The following is an 18299-nucleotide window of genomic DNA, read 5'->3' as shown; positions in this document are numbered from 1 at the left end:
GCCATGACATGCGTCGGCGCCGGCCTGTGGCTGACGCTGGCGCCAGCGCTGGCCGGCGATGCGCCAGCGCAATCGGCGCGATCGGCCGCCGAGATCATGGACATATTGATGTGGAACCGGGAGCCGGTCGGCGGCCCGTTCGCGCTGACCGATCAGGCCGGCCATGCACGCACCGACAAGGACTTCCGCGGCAAACTGATGCTGGTCTATTTCGGCTTCACCTACTGCCCCGACGTCTGCCCGACCGATCTGCAGGCGATCGGGCTCGCACTCGACAAGCTCGGCCCCGACGGCGATCAGGTGCAACCGATCTTCATCACGGTCGATCCCGAGCGCGACACCGCAGCCCATCTCGCCGACTACGTGCCGATGTTTCATCCGCGGCTGATCGGGCTGACCGGCAGCCGTGAAGCGATCCGCACGGTCGCCGATGCCTACAAGGTCTATTACGCCCGAGTGCCGCTCGAGGGCGCCGGCGATTACACCGTCGATCACACCGCCTACATCTATCTAATGGACCGCGACGGCAATTATCTTGGCTTCTTTCCGCCGGGCACCTCGGCCGACCGCATGGTCGAGATCATCCGGCCGCGGCTCGCCGAGCCGGCGCGCTGACTTCGCGCTGCGTCAATGCAGCCGCCCATGCGCGCGCAAAAAAGTCTCGCCGGTTTCCGTCACCATCACCCGCATGCCCTCGACTGACGGACGGCGCGCGACATAGCCACGGTCGACGGCGTCTTCCCAGATCGTCAGCCGTGGGCATGAGGTGCGCCAGACCTCGAGCACCTCGGCATAGGGCCGCGGCTCGCGTGCGACCCATTCCACGAGATCGAGCACCAGGGCGTCTGACATCTCAGTCATGTGGTCCTCGCCGCGTCAGCAGGTTCATTGCCCCATATTTCTGCGCCGCTTGGCCTCTGCCCGCAAACTGAGTTATCTTGCCCTTGCATCAGTTTTCCTGAGGGTTCATGCGGCGGCTGCTCTTTCTCAACGGCATCAAGGCATTCGAGGCTGCGGCGCGCACCGGCAGCTTCGCAGCCGCAGGAAGCGAGCTCAACGTCTCGGCCGCAGCGATCAGCCGGATGGTGCATCTCCTGGAAGAGCGGCTCGGCGTCGCGCTGTTCGAGCGCAAGGCCAACCGCCTCGTCACCACGCCGGCCGGACGCGCCTATCAGGGCGGGCTGACGCCGATCTTCGACGCGCTGGCGAGCCTCACCGCACAGGTCACGGCGTCGGCGAGCGCGCGGGTGCTCACCGTCGGCGTCGGTCCGACATTCGCGATGAAATGGATGATCCCGCACCTCGCCGAGTTCCGCAAAGCCGAGCCCGACATCGAGGTGCGGATCACGACCGGCGGCATGGCGGTGCCATTCGCCGACGACTGGAGCTGCGGCATCCAGCTCGGCGACGGCCAGTGGCCGGGCCTGGTCGCCGAGCCGCTGTTCGCCGCCGACCTGATGCCGGTCTGCACCGCGCGGTTCGCCGCAGTCTTGAAGCGCCCCGCCGATCTAAAGGGGCCGAGCCTGATCCGCGTCGCGCATTCGCCCGATGACTGGCCATCCTGGCTGAAGGCCGCCGGCGTGCCGCGGGTGAATGCGCGCGGGCCGGAATTCCAGTTCTACGGCCAGGCATTGCAGGCAGCCAGCGACGGGCTCGGCATCGCGATGGGGATCCGGCCCTATGTCGACGATGACCTCGCCGCCGGCCGGCTGGTGGCACCGTTTGCGCTCAGCGTACCGAAGGGCATGCGCTGGTACCTGGTCTATCGCGGCTTCCACGCCGAGCAGCGCGACTTCGCCGCGTTCCGGCGCTGGATCATCCGTGCCGCCGCCGAACCTGCCGCGGCACGGCACATTCGAAGGTATTGAAGCAGGATAATTTCTCTCTTAGGTTGAACGGCGCTCGCTTTTCATCACGGAGAGATTGCCATGGCACGATCCCCCCAGACCAGGTTGAGCCAACCGCTATTCCAGGAGCCGACATTCGGCGAACATGGTCCCTCGCACGATCCGACCGCATTTTCCGTCGAACACCCCAGCGACAGCGCCATCTACACGCAGATCGGCGACCTCGCGAAACGGAACGTCGTCGCCATTCCGCCGTCGCGACAGGCGCCGAACGAGATGTTCAGCCTGGCGTCGGCCTATGGAAAGCTCGGACCGCAGGTCATCGCAGAGATCAACAAGGCCAAGAGCATCTCATTTCACGCCTTCGGCGATTCCGGCGCCTCCAACGCGCGGAAATATTTCAACGAGCTGCGCGTCGCGGATCAGGTCACGCTCGACAGCGCGTCGTCCCACGGTCAGCGCCAGCCTGCCGCCTTCCTCTATCACCTCGGCGACGTCGTCTATAATTTCGGCGAGGCCCAATATTACTACGACCAGTTCTATGAGCCATTCCGCAACTACCCGGCGCCGATCTTCGCCATCCCCGGCAATCACGACTCCTTCATCGTGCCCGGCACCGCTCCGGCTGCGGTGCCGCTGACCACGTTCCAGCGCAATTTCTGCTCGCCGACCACCGTGATCACGCCGGAGGCCGCTTCGCTGCATCGGACCGCGATGACGCAACCCGGCGTCTACTTCACGCTCGACGCGCCATTCGTGCGCATCATCGGACTGTTCAGCAATGCACTGGAGGATCCCGGCGTGATTTCCAACCTCAGCAAGCAATGGCCGACGGTCTCAAATGTCCAGATCGACTTCCTGCGCGCCCAGCTCAATCGCATCAAACAGGAGAAGTATGCCGGCGCGGTCATCATCGCGATGCACCACCCGCCGTTCAGCTACTCGCCGAGGCCGACGAAGAGCGGGGGCGCCGGCGGCAATCACGGCTGCAGCACCGAGATGTGGGCGGAGATCGACACGATATGCCACGAGGTCGGGGTCTATCCCCACGCCGTGCTGTCCGGCCACGCCCACAATTACCAGCGCTACACTCGCCTGATGGCCTTCGACAAGTTCAAGGAAATCGGCGTGCCCTTCATCGTCTGCGGCGACGGCGGCCACAACGTCAATCCGCTGGTTATGCCGCGCAAGGGCGCGCCGGCCCAGGAGCCGAACGCCAACTCCGAGGTCACCTATCTGGAGGGACCGAAGCCGGTCGCCAAGGTCCACAAGCTGATCCTCGCCAAGTACGACGACCACAATTACGGCTACCTCCGCATCGACGTCGACAAGCAGTATCTCAAGATCGGCTTCCACCAGGTCGGCGTCCGCTCGCTGGCGCAATCGCGCTTCGACATGGTCACCGTCCGCCTCGCCGACCGCCATCTGGTCGCGAACTGATCCCGGCCGCCGATGCCCGGTCCTCAGGGACCGGGCGCGGGTTCAAGTTCGCGAACGCGCGATGCTGGCCTGCGCGGGGCGTTTGGGCCATGGTTCACCGATGCAGACCGAACGGATCGACACGCTGGTAATTGGCGGCGGCCAGGCCGGGCTCACCATGAGCCATCGACTGAAGCAGCGCGGCATCGCCCATCTGGTGCTGGAGCGGCGGCGCATCGCCGAGCGCTGGCGCAGCGAACGCTGGGACGGATTGATGTTCCAGTTTCCGAACTGGTCGGTGCGGCTGCCGGAGTTTGCATTTCCGCACAGCGATCCCGACGGCTTCTCGGACACCGCAGCCATCATCGCCTTCATCGAGGCCTACGCCAGTTTCGTCGCGCCGCCGCTCCGCTGCGGCGTCGAGGTCACGAGGCTGCGCCGCGACGCCACCGGCTTCGTTGCCGAGATTGCCGGCGGCAGCATCAATGCCCGCAACGTCGTGGTGGCCACCGGCCCCTATCAGCGGCCGTCGCGGCTGGCGCTGCTGCGCGATCACCCCGGCCTGTTTCAGGTCCATGCCTCCAGCTATAAAAATCCCGCGCAATTGCCCGATGGCGCGGTGCTGGTGGTCGGCGCCGGCGCCTCGGGCGCACAGATCACCGACGAGCTGATGCGCGCCGGCCGCCGGGTTTTCCTCTCGGTCGGACGTCACAACCGCCTGCCGCGCCGCTATCGCGGGCGCGACCTGTTCTGGTGGCTGGCCGAGATGGGCGTCGACGAAACTCCGGTCGAGCAGCGGGGGCCAACGCGCCTGCTGCCGGTGATCTCGGGCGCGCATGGCGGTCATACCATCGATTTCCGCTGCTTCGCCGCCGATGGCGTGACGCTGCTCGGCCGCGTGACGGCGGCGCGCGACGGCGTGCTTGAGATCGCACCCGATCTCGCCACCAACATCGCCAATGGCGACGCCTACTACGCGACATTCCTGGGGATCGTCGACGAGTTCGTCACCGCCCGCGGCCTCGATCAACCCGAAGATCCCCTGGCACGGGTCCGCCTGACCGATCCGCCCTGCCTGACCGCGCCGCTTGCGACGATCGACCTGCGCACCGAGCGGATCAACTCGGTGATCTGGGCCACCGGCTATGGCCTCGACCTCGACTGGATCGAAATACCGGTGCTGGATGCCGATGGAGCACCGCGGCACCGCCATGGTGTCTCCGACGTGCCGGGCCTCTATTTCCTCGGCCTGCAATGGCTGTCGAAGATGAAATCCTCGTTCCTGTCGGGAGTCGGCGACGACGCGGCCGTGCTCGCCGATCACATCGCGGCCCGCGGTTAGCGCTGTTCCGGGAGCTCCGAGGACGCTGCGGCAAACAAGAAGCCGGAACTGATTTGCTCCACGGAAATAAACCGCGCGATTTGTGATCTGGTTCACATAGGGCACCGCGCACCCGTGCTTCCTTTGAGAAGGGCATTTCGAGGTCGCGAATGATTTACAGCGGTTTTGAGATCACGTCGTTCGAAGTGGGGAAGGGGCAATGGCACGCCAGGATTCAACGGGTCGATCAAAGGCCGGTCGTCATCGATGGCATGCCGTTTCCGACGCTCGACATCGGCTTTGCGTGGTCCGATCCGGATGCGGCGATCGACGACGCGAAGAGAACTATCGACCGGTTCCCGCAACGGTCTGGCATGACACTGCCGGCAGCCAAAGTGTCGGCGTGACCGGCAACGTCGTGATCGCAGTCGTCCCGCAATGCGAGCCGGATCCGGTCTGGCCGGCCGAGGTTCGCACCAACTGCCCGGAATGCACCGCCCAGCTGTCACTACTGCGCGTCATTCCCGGCCGTGCCGCCGAATACTGGACCATGCGCTGCGACGGTTGCGGCGGGATCCATCTCGACATCGTCGACCGGCCGCGAGCCTGACGGGCCCGCACCGGCCTTTGCCCTGCTGACACCCTGCTGTCAGCAGTCATGTTTGCGCGCCGATCCGGCCGTCGTTTACCCTTCCCTCGCTGCCGGACTCGTCCCATATTCCGGGCATGGCGAAGTCACCGAACACCCCGAAAAAGCCCGGCAAATCCCCGAAATCCAAAGCACACCGGCCCGAGGTCCAACCGATCGGTCCGGCGCTCGCCGAATTGCTCAATCCCGCGATCAACCGCGGCGATGCCGGCATGGGTTCGGGCACCGGCCTGCAGCCGCCGCCGGACAATTCCTGGGACCGCCGCGCCGGCGGCGAAGCCGCCGCGCATCGCGCACGGGCGTCGACGCGCGAGACCAGCGAGGGCGTCGCCAAGCGCGATGCCTCCGGGCTCGAGGAGGCCCCGCAGGCCAATTACGGAACCTCGGCCACGATCCCGACGCTCGATCCGGAACTGGCGCGGCAGCTTGGCTTGCCGACCGCCGAGGACGACGACGAGGCGCTGGCCCGTCCGCCGCGCAGCAAGATGGAGGCGCTCGGCGTCAAGGCGACCGCGGACGCGCTGGAAAACCTGATCCGCGACGGGCGCCCCGAGTTCCGCAAGGACGACGGCTCGATGCGGGTGTGGACGCCGCATCGGCCGCCGCGCCCGGAGAAATCCGAAGGCGGCGTGCGGTTCGAGCTCAAGTCGTCCTACGAGCCGAGGGGCGACCAGCCGACCGCGATCGCCGAGCTGGTCGAGGGGATCGAGCGCAGCGACCGCACCCAGGTGCTGCTCGGCGTCACCGGCTCGGGCAAGACCTACACCATGGCCAAGGTGATCGAGGCGACGCAGCGCCCGGCGCTTATCCTGGCGCCGAACAAGACGCTGGCCGCGCAGCTCTATGGCGAGTTCAAGAGCTTCTTCCCCGACAACGCCGTCGAGTATTTCGTCTCGTATTACGATTACTACCAGCCCGAGGCCTATGTCCCGCGGACCGACACCTATATCGAGAAGGACTCCTCGATCAACGAGCAGATCGACCGCATGCGCCATTCGGCGACGCGCGCGCTGCTCGAGCGCGACGACGTCATCATCGTGGCCTCGGTGTCCTGCATCTACGGTATTGGCTCGGTCGAAACCTACACCGCGATGACCTTCGCGCTGAAGAAAGGCGAGCGCATCGACCAGCGGCAATTGATCGCCGACCTGGTCGCGCTGCAATACAAGCGCACCCAGGCCGACTTCACCCGCGGCACCTTCCGCGTCCGCGGCGACGTCATCGACATCTTCCCGGCGCACTATGAGGATCGCGCCTGGCGCGTGAACCTGTTTGGCGACACCATCGAGACCATCGAGGAGTTCGATCCGCTCACCGGCCACAAGCAGGACGAGCTCGAATTCATCAAGATGTACGCCAATTCGCACTACGTGACGCCGCGCCCGACGCTGGTGCAGGCGATCAAGTCGATCAAATCCGAATTGAAGATGCGGCTCGACCAGCTCAACGACCAGGGCCGCCTCCTGGAAGCGCAACGGCTGGAGCAGCGCACCACCTTCGATCTCGAGATGATGGAGGCTACCGGAAGCTGCGCCGGCATCGAGAACTATTCGCGCTATCTGACCGGCCGCCGCCCCGGCGAGCCGCCGCCGACGCTGTTCGAATATGTCCCCGACAACGCGCTGGTCTTCGCCGACGAAAGCCACGTCACCGTGCCGCAGATCGGCGGCATGTTCCGCGGCGACTTCCGCCGCAAGGCGACCTTGGCCGAATACGGCTTCCGCCTGCCCTCCTGCATGGACAACCGCCCGCTCCGCTTCGAGGAATGGGACATGATGCGGCCGCAGACGGTTGCGGTGTCGGCGACGCCGAGCGGCTGGGAGCTCAACGAATCCGGCGGCGTGTTCGTCGAGCAGGTGATCCGCCCGACCGGGCTGATTGATCCGCCGGTCGACATCCGCCCGGCCCGCACCCAGGTCGACGATCTCGTCGGCGAGGTGCGCGCGACCGCGGCCGCCGGCTATCGCTCGCTGATCACGGTGCTGACCAAGCGCATGGCCGAGGACCTCACCGAATATCTGCATGAGCAGGGTATCCGCGTCCGCTACATGCACTCCGATATCGACACCATCGAGCGCATCGAGATCATACGCGACCTCCGCCTCGGCGCGTTCGACGCGCTGGTCGGCATCAATTTGCTGCGCGAAGGCCTCGACATTCCCGAATGTGCGCTGGTCGCGATCCTCGATGCCGACAAGGAAGGCTTCCTGCGCAGCGAGACCTCGCTGATCCAGACCATCGGCCGCGCCGCGCGCAATGTCGACGGCAAGGTGATCCTCTATGCCGATGGGATGACCGGCTCGATGGAGCGCGCGATGGCCGAGACCACGCGGCGCCGCGAGAAGCAGGTCGAGTACAACGAGGCCAACGGCATCACGCCAGAGAGCGTCAAGAAGTCGATCGGCGACATCCTCAACTCGGTCTACGAGCGCGACCACGTGCTGGTCGAGATCGGCGACGGCGGCATGGCCGACGACGTCATCAGTATCGGACACAATTTCGAGGCCGTGTTGAGTGACCTCGAAACCCGGATGCGCGAGGCCGCGGCCGACCTGAACTTCGAGGAAGCCGCGCGACTGCGCGACGAGGTCAAGCGCCTGCGCGCCACCGAGATGGCCGTGGTCGACGACCCCACCGCCAAGCAGCGCAATGTGCAGAAGCAGGCCGGCGCCTATGCCGGCACCAGAAAATACGGCGATGCCGCCAACCTGCCGGTCAGCGCGCTGAAGAATAAAACCGCGCAGACCTCGATCAAGGCGAGCCGCAGCGGCAAGTCCGGCTCACGCGTGCACAAGCCCGATCTCGACGAGATGCACGGCCCGGAATCGCTGCCGTTCCGCCCGGACGGCGCGCTGCCGGCAAAGCCGTTCGGCACCACGAGCCGGATCATCCAACCGACGGACTCGCGGCAGTCGGGGCCGGAGTTCGGCCCGTCGCCGCGGTCGAGCGGCGGGGCGCCGGGGAAACGCGGTGGGTGGAAGAAGCGGTGAGCTTGACGACCGAACGATACAGATATTCAGTTTCGTTTCGGAGTGTCTAGCAAGGACGAAGGAAGATAAGGATCTTTGTGCACCCCCAGCATCTTGTTTGTTTGAAGGTCCACCTGCCAGCTGTATTCGAATTCGTAGGCCATTGAACGCGCCAACCCATCGAGTCCAGGAAACAAGGTCGCTTGGGTAATGTTCATGGCGTAAAGCGAGGCCATCGCCTCGGCGCGGACCTTTGCCGCCGGCAAAATGAACTTTATCAGAAGTTCACCGTCACCCGGATATTGCGCCAGGATATCTTCAACGTTCATGCCCAAATTACTGGACACGAGGAAGGTCCCAGCCTGCGCGACCACCCGCTGTGGCATACGGAAGGGATCGCCGTGCCAAACGAACGCATGCTTGTTGGGCAAATAGTATTTTTCAAGCAAACGAGCATCGCGCGGACTCGCGTCGAACACCTTGATCCCGTGAACACTGAGCCGCGCATGAATGCTCCATAGAAGCGGAAGATTTAGCGCCCATATCGCAGCATCGTCCGTCGCTCGTTCCAGCGCGAAGAAAGCTGCCACATAGGGCGACCACGTAAAATCTAGCAAACGTGTTGGCGCTCCATGATGCTGCATCAGTGCAAGCCACTCCAACTCATCCTGCGGTGGATCGTCGAGGAACAGGTGCGATTTCCGTTCGAAGATACGTCGGATGCGCGTTTCTTGAAGCTCCCACGCTTTGGGGCAGATTTGCGAAACTCTGGTGTGGCGCGAAAGCGACGATTGTAGCGACCAACTGGCGCTTCCTTGTCCTCGAAAACACCAATTGCGGAATCCGTCCCATCTTTGGATGATAGTCAGAAAGTCGGACCAATTCTCAATCTGACGTACGATCACCCCTTGCCGACGAACTCTCCGCTTTTTCGGTGCCCGCGAAATCGAGCTGGTCATGATCAAAACTTCCAAAAGCAATTCATGCGTCAGTATGGCAACTTTATGCAACATAATTCCCTTTTTGGTTGCGCACCACTAAAAATGAAACTCCGTTTTGAAGAATCACAGTCTGCCTACACGAGCGGCTCACAAAGCGCCCGGGCTTGGACGGAGGCTTGGGTCAAGGCTTGGGCCTATTGTCCGCACTGCGGCAACGCAACGATGTCGCAATTTCCCAACAACAGCCCGGTCGCCGACTTCCTGTGCGGATCGTGTAGCGAGGAATTCGAGCTCAAGAGCCAGAAGGGAAAGTTCGGGCCGAAGGTTGCCGACGGCGCGTACAAGACGAAGTGCGAACGTCTGGACGCCAGCAATAACCCCAATCTTCTGCTGATGAACTACGACCTCAAGACGCTAGCGGTCGTCAACCTGCTGATTGTCCCGAAGCACTTCTTTGTTCGAGACATCATCGAGAAGCGGAAGCCGCTGGCTGCGACCGCCCGGCGCGCGGGCTGGGTCGGGTCCAATATCCTGCTCGGGAAGGTCCCGGAGTCGGGCAAAATCCATATCGTTCGAAACGGTGTCATTCGCGACAAAGAGCTGGTTCTTGCAGAATGGCAAAAGACACTGTTTCTTAGAGGCGAGTCGCAGGAATCGCGAGGCTGGCTACTCGACGTGATGAAATGCGTGGAGTCGATCGGCAAACGTGATTTCACCCTCGACGAAGTCTATGCCTTCGAGCGCCATCTCGGCGACCTGTATCCGGGCAATCAGAACGTCCGGCCGAAGATTCGCCAACAGCTCCAGTATTTGCGTGATCGTGGGTTTATTGAGTTCCTGGCGCGAGGCAATTACCGATTGAAATCTTGAGAGGTCGAAATGGCTTGGTTTCTCAATTTCTATAGATGTGAACGTTGCCGCCGCCGCTGGACAGACGAATGGTCCTGCACGTGCGACGACGACTGCCCTCATTGCGGCGCGCGCCACATGACGCCGACCAGAAGTGAAGACCTTACCGAATTCATCGAGGAAGAGAACGGCGAATTCATCGTGATCCGTTCGCCCGGCTCAGCAGAGCATGATCCCGACTACGAAGAAGTCGGACGCTTCCCTACGCGCGTGCAGGCGGAGGAATTTCTAGCTTCGACAGAGTTGGATTAGCTAGCCGTTCGGGGCGTCGCAGTCACGCGACGTCAAACGCTGGGTGGTAGCTCACATCCCCCTTCGGCGGATCGCCCTTCAGCACGAGCCGCTGAAGATGCGGGCTTGGCTTGCCGCCATAGGTCAGCGTGGCATCGCTGACAAAGCCGAAGTGGCTGTAGTAGGCAGGATCGCCGAGCAGGATGCAGCCGTCGGCATTCAATGCAGCCAGGCGAGCGAGTCCCTCGCGGATCAGCGCGCCGCCGATGCCACGGCGTTGCAGCTCGGGTGTAACCGAGACTGGGCCAAGGCCGTACCAACGACCTGCTACACCGTTGATTTGCACCGGCGAGAAGGCGATGTGGCCGCGGATACGTCCGTCGTCCGATGTCGCCACCAGCGAGAGCGTCAGCGCGCCGGCATGGCGCAGCGCCTCGACGATACGGGCTTCGGTGCCGCTGCTATACGGCGCGCCAGCGAATGCGGCTGCCGTGATCTCGCCGATCGCGGCGATGTCTTCCGGGCGTTCGTCCCTGATCTGCATGGCAGCAGATAAGTCCGACCGATTTAGGCGCGCAAGTGGCGCGGCCTCACCCCGCACTCACCACCGCGACCGCCAGCAGCGACATCATGATCATCGTGGTCATGAGTTGCAGCGAGACTGTGGGCTGGCTCCGCCATTGCGCGATCTTCTCGGAAAACGACAGGCTGGCATCGAAGAACACTGGTGCGTAGGCGTGCGCGAGACGGTTCGGAAATCTCGCGGCGAGCCATGGCGTGATCGCCGCATAGACCAGCGACGCCAGCACGACATAAATCGCGGCACCGTAGCGTTCGCCGACGATTTCCGGGGCGTCCATGATCTTCAGCACCAGCACAGCTGCGGCGAAGATCGGCAGACCCTGGAGAAGTGCGGTGAGCGCAAAGCCTTCGAGCCGGTTCTGCGCGGGCGACTTCGGTGCGGCGATGGCGTTCATGGCGGCGTTTCCCTCGTCAGGCGATCGGGTGATCCGATGCCGCCACGCTAGCCGCGTACGCCGGGCCGCGACGTGATGCGCGTCACGCGCCGGCACGAGATCGCCGGGTGCGACAAATCACCCCGATGGGCAAATTTTCGCTTCGCGTTTGACCCAACTCAGATGTTCAATATGCCCGTCTCACCCGACACGAGGGACGCTTCGCGGTCGTCACGAACGTGGGTCGAGATGCGGTGGACGCGGATGGCTCGACTGACGAGTGAGCCCGATGCGGACGGCGAAGTCGTGTGGTCCTGACGCCCTAGCGGCCGGTGTCTTCGTGCAAGACGCGTTGCGTCATGCACGGACGGTGACAAGCAAGCCCAGTCTCGCCGGGGAGAGCACGAAATAAGCCGCACAACCATCGCGCAGGGAAGGCCGGGTTGTTTCCGGTTACACCTGTGGTCCTACCCCCGAGCTTTCTATCCATTGCTCGGGGCCCATGGGTGCGATCGGCACCCGGTCTTCCCTGCGCCCTCTGCCTGATGAGAGGGCAAACGAAATGCAAAGCTCGGGCGATTCATGTCGCGAGAACGCAAAGCTGCGTCCCCACGTGCTGTGCGAGTGATGACACCGAACAAGTTGTTTGACAGGTGAATCCAACTTCCATCGTCGTCCCGGCGAAGGCCGGGACCCATTACCACCGACAGAAATTGTTCTGACGCGCTGTAGCCCCAGCTTGCTTCAACAACACGGCCCTGTGGTTATGGGTCCCGGCCTTCGCCGGGACGACGCCGGAGAGCGTGGCGTCACCGCGTAGCCCTACCCCGACCTTCGGTTGCTGGTGTTCTGGGTCAGATTGCCGTGCGCGGCCTGCTCGCGGATGTTGTGCTTCTCGTCGTCGCGATGGCCCTTGGTGGTGTCGAGGGGAACGGCGGGGGCGCTGCCGGGGCCCTTGTGGCTCTTGTTGTCGTCGGGAACGGGCTGGATGGTCTTTGTCTTTGGTTTCGTCATCATCGTCTCCGTTACGCAACGAGACAACGCCGCCCGAGCGGGCGGCGTTCCCGGAACGTGCCTTCACGTTCCCGGATGACTGCACAACTGATCGCGCCTTACAGCTTCTCCTGCTGCGACGGCTGCGCCTGTTGCTGCTGGCGCTGACGTTCCTGCTCCTTGGCGTGGTGGCGGCCGTAAAGGCAGCCAGCCGCGGCGCCGAGCATGCCATGATGGCCGGCATAATGACCGGCGACGCCGCCGACAACAGCGCCCTTGATGCAGCCCTTGGCGGCGGCGGGGGACGCGGCGGCAAGCGCGGCGACGGCAATGGCGGACGCGAAAAGAATTGATTTCATGATGCAGCTCCGGTGGAATGATGCGGCATTAACGGCCGAGCCACCGCGCCGGTTCCCATCGGCTCGCCGTAGAAATACGCTGTGCGCCGCTCGCGATCATGCTCTAAATGCCACCGCATTGCGCACAGCGTTTTGAAAGATCATGCGGACATCACACATTGCTTTCATTCCGGCCTTCATCTTGGCGCTCCTGGCGCCGGCGATGCTGTTCATCGCAAGCCCTGCCCGCGCCGAGGACAGCGACCGCGCGCTGCTCGCGACCTTCTGCGCTAGCGCCAATATCAAGGGATCGAGCTGCACGCGGGCAAAGTCCTATCCGGCAGGCGGAGGCCGCGCCTGCGACGTCAAGCTGACCCAGGAGCGCTACGCCGGGCGCTTCCTCGCCGCCGGCCATGCGCTGCTGGCCGTCAACTATGAAAGCGAGTGCGAGCCGCACGCGACCGATTTCGGCGGCGTTGCGCTGTTCGAACAGGACGGCAAGACCACTCGCTTCATCCGCTTCCTGCCCGGCGCGCAGGGCCACGACTGCATCGTGCTGCCCAAGGACCAGCCCAAGGACGACCAGCAGGACGTGCTGGTCTGCACCGTCGGTCACATGGGCCAGGGCATCCTCGAAAGCGCCGTCGCGCGGATGGAGTTCAGCAAAAAGTCCGGCAAGCGGATCGAAATCGCGCCCGACTTCCTGCTCAGGGCCGAGGATGCGGTCAGCGCCTACGGCTCCAACGTCGTGATGTGCAACGAGGGGCCGAAATATTTCGGTCTCTCCAACCTCGCCGCCGGTCCCCGCCGCAACACGGTGGCGGTCGACGTCGACTATGCCGACGACGAGACCATCCGCACCGCCTGCGGCGAAGGCTTTGCGAAGCCGAAGGAGCTTTATCACGACCTGCTGCCCGGCGAGGCTTTCGTGCCGGAGGGCAACGAGAAGAAAAAGCGCTTCATCATCGACCTCGTGACCGGCAAGGCCGCGCCTGCGGATTAAGGGCCGCGCTGTAGGATTACCGCGCCGCGACAGCGAGCCGGCGCGTTCACACCGGCGGCCCCTGAGGAGCTCAAGGCCTATCCCGGCGTTGACGCCGGCTCACCGTCGCGCGGCGCGCGCTCGGATCAGCTATTTGGCGACGACATCGGCGATCTTGTGATCCGACGGATTCACGATCAGCACCTTGTCCTGCATCATCGCGTAGCGATAGGGCCGCAGCGCCGGCACGTCGCGGCGCGCCTGGCGCGGTAACGGATAAGTGCTGACGGCGGCCGGCACGGCGGCGCCGACCGTGGCATCGAAGCCCGTCGGCGGCGTCTGGTTCGCGGCGTGGTGGCTGACATCGTTCCAGATCGATTTCTGCTGGGCATCGCTGAGCTGCAGCGTATCGCTCGCGCCGGACATGCTGTTGCCGGCATGGCTGGACATCTGCCTGGCGGCCGCGGCGCTGACGCCCGACAACGCCAGCAGCGCGGCGACGGCAATCGTTATGGTGTTTTTCATCGAGTTCTCCTGATCGCGGATGCGTCGCCCATGCCGGACCAACCGGGCGCGCGGGGCGTGGTTTCATTAATTCGCGGCCACCTGCCCCCGCGCGCTTCACGTCTGCGAGACGCGATCAGTTCAGTTTCTTCAGTTCAGTTTCTTGCCGCCGTCAGTCACGCCGTCGAGGAACGCGCCGGTCTCGCGGTTGAGAAACTCGACATCCGCCGGGAAGAAGCCGCCGGCCGAAGCGTGCCCGGTCACGGTGCCCGGACTGATCGTCTTGATCGTCACGTCAGGGATGTTCTTGCCCATCGCATTCGGCTCGAACTCGGGATTGAGCAGGTCCTTGGTACCGGTCATGATCAGCGTCTTCGCCTTGATCGAGGCCAGCGCCTTCGCGGTGTCGCCGCCGAAGCCGGCGGTGGTGCCGACATCGTGCCGGTCATAGGCCCAGCTCTGGTAGATCCAGTCATTGGCGTCGAACAGCTTCCACAGCGCGGTCTCCTGCTCGGCCATCCAGGGCAGCACGTCGGGACCGGATTTGAACGGCGCCACGTACATGTCGGGCGTGCGCGCCGCGAGCAGCGCGACGATGTCGCGGAACAGCTTTAGCCCTTTCTCCGGCGGCGCTGTGTAATTGCCGTCCTGCCACGCCGGATCGTTCATGATCGCCTTGCGCGAGGCCTCCATCACCGCGACCGACCAGGCCGGCGTCTTCGCCAGCGGCACCATCGCGACCAGCGCATCCATGTAATCCGGATGGCTGACGCCCCATTGCAACGCCTGCATGCCACCCATCGAGGGGCCGACCACGGCGATGACATGGTCGATGCCGAGCTTCTCCTTCATCAGCCGGTACTGCGATTCCACCATGTCGCGGATCGCGAATTTCGGGAATTGCATCCGCGGCTGCGCCTTCGAATTGCTCGGCGAGGTGGTCAGCCCGTTGCCGATCGCATCGGTGCAGACGATGAAATATTTGTCGGGGTCGAGCGCCTTGCCGGGACCGATCATGAAATCGAGCCGGTGATGATTGCCCGAGATCGCGGTCACCATCAGGATGGCGTTGGATTTCCTGGCGTTCAGCTTGCCGTGGGTGACGTAGGAGATCGAGAAATCCTTGATCGCCTCGCCGCTCTCCAGCTTGAGGTCGCCTTCATTGTAGAGCTGGTGCGGAGGCTGCTGCGGCGTATGTGCGAGGGCGGGCAGGATCGCCGGTCCTGCCAGCAACGCCAGCACGGCCGCAACTTTGGTGATGCGCTTCATCGGTATCTCCCCATTGCGGCGGCTCTGTTCGGCCGCCTTGCGCCGCAAAGCATACGGGCCGGCCCTGCCGCGGCAAGGCCGCGGGCCAGGAAGGTTCAGGCGGCTGCGGGTCTCGCCACGGGGCGTCTGCCGCGCCGTGTGCAATTTGTGCCACAATGCACGTGTTGGTTGCCGAACCTAATCCGGTTCCGCGCGTCAAACATGTGTTTGATTGTGTGACACTTCGGTTCACAATGTGAGCCAGGGCAAGCCAAAGGCGAGTCGGATGGAACCGACGGAGTCGACCATGGGCGAGGATTTGAATCGGCAACGCGTCCTGAACTTCCTCGACGTCTATTATGCCGGCGGCATCGAGGGCGCGCTCGAGCGCTGCAGCGACGACGTCGCGTTTCTTGCCAACGCCCCGATCGATATCCTTCCGCATATGGGCCAGCACCGCGGCAAGGCCGCGCTGCGCCAGATGTGGACCACGATCCACGAGCGCTATTCCGATATGCGCTACGAGGCGCCGACCGTGGTGGCTGAAGGCGACAAGGTCGCAGCCCAGCTGCGCGTGTTCTTCCGCAAGCGCAACAACCGCCGCATCGTGCAGTTCGACGTCGCGGTGTTCTACACGCTGCGCGACGGCAAGATCACCGAGATCCGCGAGATCATCGACACGTTTGACCTGGTCCAGCAGGTGCTGGAGCGCGACGTCGCGGCGGCGCTGATCGGCCAGACCGCGGAATAGTCCCTGAAGAAGGGCAACATATCCCGGCTTTCTCGCCCGCAAATTTGCACAGTCGCGCGTTGAACCTCGCAGGCCCGGCGCTGACCTATCACTGGGCTTGTTGCGGTCGGGGCTGAAATCACCATGAAAGTCGCATTGCTCGCTGTGCTTGGCCTGGCACTGGGCGCCCTGGGCGGCGCCGCGCTCGGCATCGGAGCCGGGCTGACCTGGATCGGGCTGGCCAAAACCTCAGGGATCGACAGCGGAACGCTGGTGTTCTTCACCTTCATGCCGCTCGGCGCCGCGATCGGCGGCATCGGCGGCGCGCTGCTGTTCGCGGTGGTCGCGATCCGCGACGCCGAGATCGTGATCGAACGGCAGCCGGTCCGGCAGCGCGACCGCTGAATTGCGGTCACAACTTGGCAGTGGTCACATTCCGGTAAAGACCCCTGCAATTGTGCATTGCAAAAAAGTCATTTGCGTTTTTGCCGTTCGGCACTATTTCAGCCGGCAATAGCGATGTGCAGCAACCTGGCAGGGCGTCGGCGCTGACCCCTGCCATTCGTTTGCGTTGAAAATCCAGTTTCAGGACGAGACCAAAATGACAGAGCATAGCCTCTGGCGTTTTTCGCGCGCGTTGCATCGCGCGATCAACGAACGCCAGCTTGCAGACGTCGAGCTCATGCTCGACGACGAGGTCGAATGGGCCATCTATGGACCGATCGACCTGTTTTCCTTCTTCGGCGCGCGCCGCGGCAAGGCCGCCGTGCTCGAGGTGATCAAGCAGATCGGTGAGAACCTCAGGGTGCACCGCTTCGACCGCGAGCAGATCATGCTGGGCACGGATTCCGCGGCCTCGATGCTGCGCTATTCGCTGACCGCGCTGGACTCCAACAAGCCGATCTCGGTCCGGATCGCGCATTTCGCGCAGTTCAAGGCCGGCAAGCTCATGAGCTTCCGCGCGCTGGTCGACAGTTTTGACCTGGTCGAGCAGACCGTCGGCTACCCGATCCATCTGCCGCGCATCGCGGTCTGACGGCGTCACGCCTTCGTCATGTCCCGGGCCCCCAAGCGCCCGGCGCGACCACGCGTCGCGCCTGCGCGGCGGCCCGGTCATCACGATCACGCGTTGATCACTTGCCTTCGCAGCCCCGTTGCCGCAATTTTGCAGCACGGCAAATGCATGCTGCCGCTTTGGAATTTGCGGGCTGGGAATGACCTCCACATTGCGATTTGGCTGGGCGAGGCTGCCGGTGCTGGCAGCCGGCTTCAGCATGGCGCTGGCGCTTTCGGCCGCGGCGCAGTCCCCGCCCGAGCAGGCCCCGCCCTTGCGGATTACTCCCCCGGCCCAGGACATCGCGAAAGACGCCCCCGCCGATAGCGCCGAGGCTGCGACCGACGCGGCACCGCCAGCGGCCGATGCCAATGATGCCGACATCATGAAGGACATCGACGAAAGCAAGCTCGACTGGAGCCAGCTCGACACCGATTCCACCAGCCTGCCCACGCTGGTACCGAAGAACGCGGCTAAGCGCGCCGGCGTCGCCGGCAACGATCCGTCCTGGACCACCAACAACAACGCCAACGGCTCGTCGGCGGTGTCGGTCAAGCAGTCGGTCTCGCCCTTCCTGGACACCCGCATCGGCGCCGACATGACCGTCGCCAGACAGGGCACGATGACCACGTCGGAGCAATTGTCGGAGCGGCTCACCAATGGCGGCAGCCTGCCGCAGTCCGGCGGCTCGGCCTGGGCGTCGATCTCGACGGGCGGCGTGGCGTCGATCTGGGACAAGACCTCGGTCGAGGCCCGGGTCGACCCGGGCGCCGACCAGAGCAAAGTCGGCACCTCCCTGAGCAAGTCGGTACCGCTGTCGGAGCAGTATTCGCTGACCCTGCAGAACGGCTACAATGTGATCCAGCAGGGCGTGGTCCCGGTGCCCGGCATCATCGGCCGTCCATCGAGCAGCTACAACACCGATCAGTCAGCCCGGCTGTCCGTCAACGACACCGGCACCAGCATCACCGCGGGCCAGACGCTGTCGACCTCCGACGACAAATGGCTGCGCCGGGTCGGCGCCGAGCAGAAGCTGTTCGACGGCGTCACCGTCTCCGGCTCGGTCGGCGAGACCCCCCAGGGCACGATTAACAAGACCATCGGCGCCGGCTACAAGCACTCATGGTGAACGGTCTGTTAGGCCTGTCGCGCTAATGATCAGGCATTGCCCCAACTTGGCCCAGATGCGGTCAAATTCGGCGGCACTG

General features: G+C 64.0%; 22 protein-coding genes. 14 read left to right on the top strand and 8 right to left on the bottom strand.

Translation table 11 applies throughout. The features are described from left to right. Nucleotides 1–3: 3 nt before the first annotated feature. Nucleotides 4–615, top strand: coding sequence for an SCO family protein (locus JQ616_RS19415; protein ID WP_212016968.1), 612 nt, complete (start codon nucleotides 4–6; stop codon nucleotides 613–615). 12 nt (nucleotides 616–627) lie between these two features. On the opposite strand, the gene JQ616_RS19410 is transcribed toward JQ616_RS19415, so the two are convergent. Then, nucleotides 628–861, bottom strand: coding sequence for a hypothetical protein (locus tag JQ616_RS19410; protein WP_212016966.1), 234 nt, complete (start codon nucleotides 859–861; stop codon nucleotides 628–630). Between the two features lie 107 nt (nucleotides 862–968). Between JQ616_RS19410 and JQ616_RS19405 the strand changes: the two genes are divergently transcribed. The 6 genes from JQ616_RS19405 (at nucleotide 969) to uvrB (ending at nucleotide 8226) form a co-directional block, all read left to right on the top strand. Further along, nucleotides 969–1868, top strand: coding sequence for a LysR substrate-binding domain-containing protein (locus JQ616_RS19405; protein ID WP_212016964.1), 900 nt, complete (start codon nucleotides 969–971; stop codon nucleotides 1866–1868). 60 nt (nucleotides 1869–1928) lie between these two features. After that, nucleotides 1929–3287, top strand: coding sequence for a metallophosphoesterase family protein (locus JQ616_RS19400; RefSeq protein ID WP_212016963.1), 1359 nt, complete (start codon nucleotides 1929–1931; stop codon nucleotides 3285–3287). Between the two features lie 100 nt (nucleotides 3288–3387). Next, complete coding sequence (locus JQ616_RS19395) at nucleotides 3388–4608, top strand: NAD(P)-binding domain-containing protein (protein ID WP_212016961.1); 1221 nt, start codon at nucleotides 3388–3390, stop codon at nucleotides 4606–4608. Nucleotides 4609–4757: 149 nt separating this feature from the next. After that, complete coding sequence (locus tag JQ616_RS19390; RefSeq protein ID WP_212016959.1) at nucleotides 4758–4994, top strand: hypothetical protein; 237 nt, start codon at nucleotides 4758–4760, stop codon at nucleotides 4992–4994. Further along, on the top strand, nucleotides 4991–5197 hold the full coding sequence (locus JQ616_RS19385) for a hypothetical protein (RefSeq protein ID WP_249137117.1): 207 nt from the start codon (nucleotides 4991–4993) through the stop codon (nucleotides 5195–5197). Before JQ616_RS19390 ends, JQ616_RS19385 begins: the two co-directional genes overlap by 4 nt. Before the next feature lie 116 nt (nucleotides 5198–5313). Next, nucleotides 5314–8226 (top strand): excinuclease ABC subunit UvrB, encoded by a 2913-nt coding sequence (gene uvrB / locus JQ616_RS19380; protein WP_212016957.1) that lies wholly within the window; start codon nucleotides 5314–5316, stop codon nucleotides 8224–8226. Between the two features lie 26 nt (nucleotides 8227–8252). Here uvrB and JQ616_RS19375 read toward each other — a convergent pair whose 3' ends face one another. After that, complete coding sequence (locus JQ616_RS19375; protein ID WP_212016955.1) at nucleotides 8253–9164, bottom strand: FRG domain-containing protein; 912 nt, start codon at nucleotides 9162–9164, stop codon at nucleotides 8253–8255. Between the two features lie 24 nt (nucleotides 9165–9188). Between JQ616_RS19375 and JQ616_RS19370 the strand changes: the two genes are divergently transcribed. Together JQ616_RS19370 and JQ616_RS19365 are read left to right on the top strand one after the other, a co-directional pair. Beyond that, entirely contained in the window at nucleotides 9189–10016 is an 828-nt protein-coding gene (locus JQ616_RS19370) for a DpnI domain-containing protein (protein WP_249137001.1), read from the top strand. Nucleotides 10017–10025: 9 nt separating this feature from the next. Continuing rightward, nucleotides 10026–10307: a hypothetical protein gene (locus JQ616_RS19365; RefSeq protein ID WP_212016953.1), complete on the top strand. Its 282-nt coding sequence runs from the start codon at nucleotides 10026–10028 to the stop codon at nucleotides 10305–10307. Nucleotides 10308–10329: 22 nt separating this feature from the next. Here JQ616_RS19365 and JQ616_RS19360 read toward each other — a convergent pair whose 3' ends face one another. The 4 genes from JQ616_RS19360 to JQ616_RS19345 all read right to left on the bottom strand — a co-directional run bounded on the left by JQ616_RS19360 (nucleotide 10330) and on the right by JQ616_RS19345 (nucleotide 12594). Next, nucleotides 10330–10830: a GNAT family N-acetyltransferase gene (locus JQ616_RS19360; RefSeq protein WP_212016951.1), complete on the bottom strand. Its 501-nt coding sequence runs from the start codon at nucleotides 10828–10830 to the stop codon at nucleotides 10330–10332. Nucleotides 10831–10876: 46 nt separating this feature from the next. Beyond that, nucleotides 10877–11263, bottom strand: coding sequence for a hypothetical protein (locus JQ616_RS19355; protein ID WP_212016949.1), 387 nt, complete (start codon nucleotides 11261–11263; stop codon nucleotides 10877–10879). A gap of 801 nt (nucleotides 11264–12064) precedes the next feature. After that, nucleotides 12065–12256, bottom strand: coding sequence for a hypothetical protein (locus JQ616_RS19350; protein WP_249137000.1), 192 nt, complete (start codon nucleotides 12254–12256; stop codon nucleotides 12065–12067). Between the two features lie 98 nt (nucleotides 12257–12354). Then, nucleotides 12355–12594: a hypothetical protein gene (locus JQ616_RS19345; RefSeq protein ID WP_212016945.1), complete on the bottom strand. Its 240-nt coding sequence runs from the start codon at nucleotides 12592–12594 to the stop codon at nucleotides 12355–12357. Between the two features lie 142 nt (nucleotides 12595–12736). On the opposite strand from JQ616_RS19345, the gene JQ616_RS19340 reads away from it, so the two are divergent. Continuing rightward, on the top strand, nucleotides 12737–13576 hold the full coding sequence (locus JQ616_RS19340; protein WP_212016943.1) for a hypothetical protein: 840 nt from the start codon (nucleotides 12737–12739) through the stop codon (nucleotides 13574–13576). 129 nt (nucleotides 13577–13705) lie between these two features. Here the strand turns inward: JQ616_RS19340 and JQ616_RS19335 are convergent, their stop codons facing one another. Continuing rightward, on the bottom strand, nucleotides 13706–14080 hold the full coding sequence (locus tag JQ616_RS19335; protein ID WP_212016941.1) for a DUF1236 domain-containing protein: 375 nt from the start codon (nucleotides 14078–14080) through the stop codon (nucleotides 13706–13708). Between the two features lie 129 nt (nucleotides 14081–14209). Beyond that, entirely contained in the window at nucleotides 14210–15328 is a 1119-nt protein-coding gene (locus tag JQ616_RS19330; RefSeq protein WP_212016939.1) for an alpha/beta fold hydrolase, read from the bottom strand. Nucleotides 15329–15614: 286 nt separating this feature from the next. On the opposite strand from JQ616_RS19330, the gene JQ616_RS19325 reads away from it, so the two are divergent. From JQ616_RS19325 to JQ616_RS19310, 4 genes are all read left to right on the top strand, one after another. Continuing rightward, entirely contained in the window at nucleotides 15615–16058 is a 444-nt protein-coding gene (locus tag JQ616_RS19325) for a nuclear transport factor 2 family protein (protein ID WP_212016937.1), read from the top strand. 123 nt (nucleotides 16059–16181) lie between these two features. Beyond that, the gene (locus JQ616_RS19320) at nucleotides 16182–16442 is read left to right on the top strand and encodes a hypothetical protein (protein WP_212016935.1); all 261 of its coding nucleotides are present in this window, start codon (nucleotides 16182–16184) and stop codon (nucleotides 16440–16442) included. Between the two features lie 196 nt (nucleotides 16443–16638). Continuing rightward, a complete protein-coding gene (locus tag JQ616_RS19315; protein WP_212016933.1) occupies nucleotides 16639–17073 on the top strand; it encodes a nuclear transport factor 2 family protein in 435 nt (144 codons plus the stop codon). Nucleotides 17074–17251: 178 nt separating this feature from the next. Next, nucleotides 17252–18220, top strand: coding sequence for a hypothetical protein (locus JQ616_RS19310; RefSeq protein WP_212016931.1), 969 nt, complete (start codon nucleotides 17252–17254; stop codon nucleotides 18218–18220). Nucleotides 18221–18299 lie beyond the last annotated feature (79 nt).

The organism is Bradyrhizobium tropiciagri, from assembly GCF_018130545.1.
Classification (GTDB): domain Bacteria; phylum Pseudomonadota; class Alphaproteobacteria; order Rhizobiales; family Xanthobacteraceae; genus Bradyrhizobium; species Bradyrhizobium tropiciagri_A.
This window is presented reverse-complemented; position numbering and strand designations above follow the sequence as displayed.

Bases quoted from the DNA above. Each gene is read 5' to 3' on its own strand.
- JQ616_RS19415 (WP_212016968.1), top strand. From the start codon at position 4: ATGACATGCGTCGGCGCCGGCCTGTGGCTGACGCTGGCGCCAGCGCTG.
- JQ616_RS19410 (WP_212016966.1), bottom strand. From the start codon at position 861: ATGACTGAGATGTCAGACGCCCTGGTGCTCGATCTCGTGGAATGGGTC.
- JQ616_RS19405 (WP_212016964.1), top strand. From the start codon at position 969: ATGCGGCGGCTGCTCTTTCTCAACGGCATCAAGGCATTCGAGGCTGCG.
- JQ616_RS19400 (WP_212016963.1), top strand. From the start codon at position 1,929: ATGGCACGATCCCCCCAGACCAGGTTGAGCCAACCGCTATTCCAGGAG.
- JQ616_RS19395 (WP_212016961.1), top strand. From the start codon at position 3,388: ATGCAGACCGAACGGATCGACACGCTGGTAATTGGCGGCGGCCAGGCC.
- JQ616_RS19390 (WP_212016959.1), top strand. From the start codon at position 4,758: ATGATTTACAGCGGTTTTGAGATCACGTCGTTCGAAGTGGGGAAGGGG.
- uvrB (WP_212016957.1), top strand. From the start codon at position 5,314: ATGGCGAAGTCACCGAACACCCCGAAAAAGCCCGGCAAATCCCCGAAA.
- JQ616_RS19375 (WP_212016955.1), bottom strand. From the start codon at position 9,164: ATGACCAGCTCGATTTCGCGGGCACCGAAAAAGCGGAGAGTTCGTCGG.
- JQ616_RS19370 (WP_249137001.1), top strand. From the start codon at position 9,189: ATGCGTCAGTATGGCAACTTTATGCAACATAATTCCCTTTTTGGTTGC.
- JQ616_RS19365 (WP_212016953.1), top strand. From the start codon at position 10,026: ATGGCTTGGTTTCTCAATTTCTATAGATGTGAACGTTGCCGCCGCCGC.
- JQ616_RS19360 (WP_212016951.1), bottom strand. From the start codon at position 10,830: ATGCAGATCAGGGACGAACGCCCGGAAGACATCGCCGCGATCGGCGAG.
- JQ616_RS19355 (WP_212016949.1), bottom strand. From the start codon at position 11,263: ATGAACGCCATCGCCGCACCGAAGTCGCCCGCGCAGAACCGGCTCGAA.
- JQ616_RS19350 (WP_249137000.1), bottom strand. From the start codon at position 12,256: ATGACGAAACCAAAGACAAAGACCATCCAGCCCGTTCCCGACGACAAC.
- JQ616_RS19345 (WP_212016945.1), bottom strand. From the start codon at position 12,594: ATGAAATCAATTCTTTTCGCGTCCGCCATTGCCGTCGCCGCGCTTGCC.
- JQ616_RS19340 (WP_212016943.1), top strand. From the start codon at position 12,737: ATGCGGACATCACACATTGCTTTCATTCCGGCCTTCATCTTGGCGCTC.
- JQ616_RS19335 (WP_212016941.1), bottom strand. From the start codon at position 14,080: ATGAAAAACACCATAACGATTGCCGTCGCCGCGCTGCTGGCGTTGTCG.
- JQ616_RS19330 (WP_212016939.1), bottom strand. From the start codon at position 15,328: ATGAAGCGCATCACCAAAGTTGCGGCCGTGCTGGCGTTGCTGGCAGGA.
- JQ616_RS19325 (WP_212016937.1), top strand. From the start codon at position 15,615: ATGGGCGAGGATTTGAATCGGCAACGCGTCCTGAACTTCCTCGACGTC.
- JQ616_RS19320 (WP_212016935.1), top strand. From the start codon at position 16,182: ATGAAAGTCGCATTGCTCGCTGTGCTTGGCCTGGCACTGGGCGCCCTG.
- JQ616_RS19315 (WP_212016933.1), top strand. From the start codon at position 16,639: ATGACAGAGCATAGCCTCTGGCGTTTTTCGCGCGCGTTGCATCGCGCG.
- JQ616_RS19310 (WP_212016931.1), top strand. From the start codon at position 17,252: ATGACCTCCACATTGCGATTTGGCTGGGCGAGGCTGCCGGTGCTGGCA.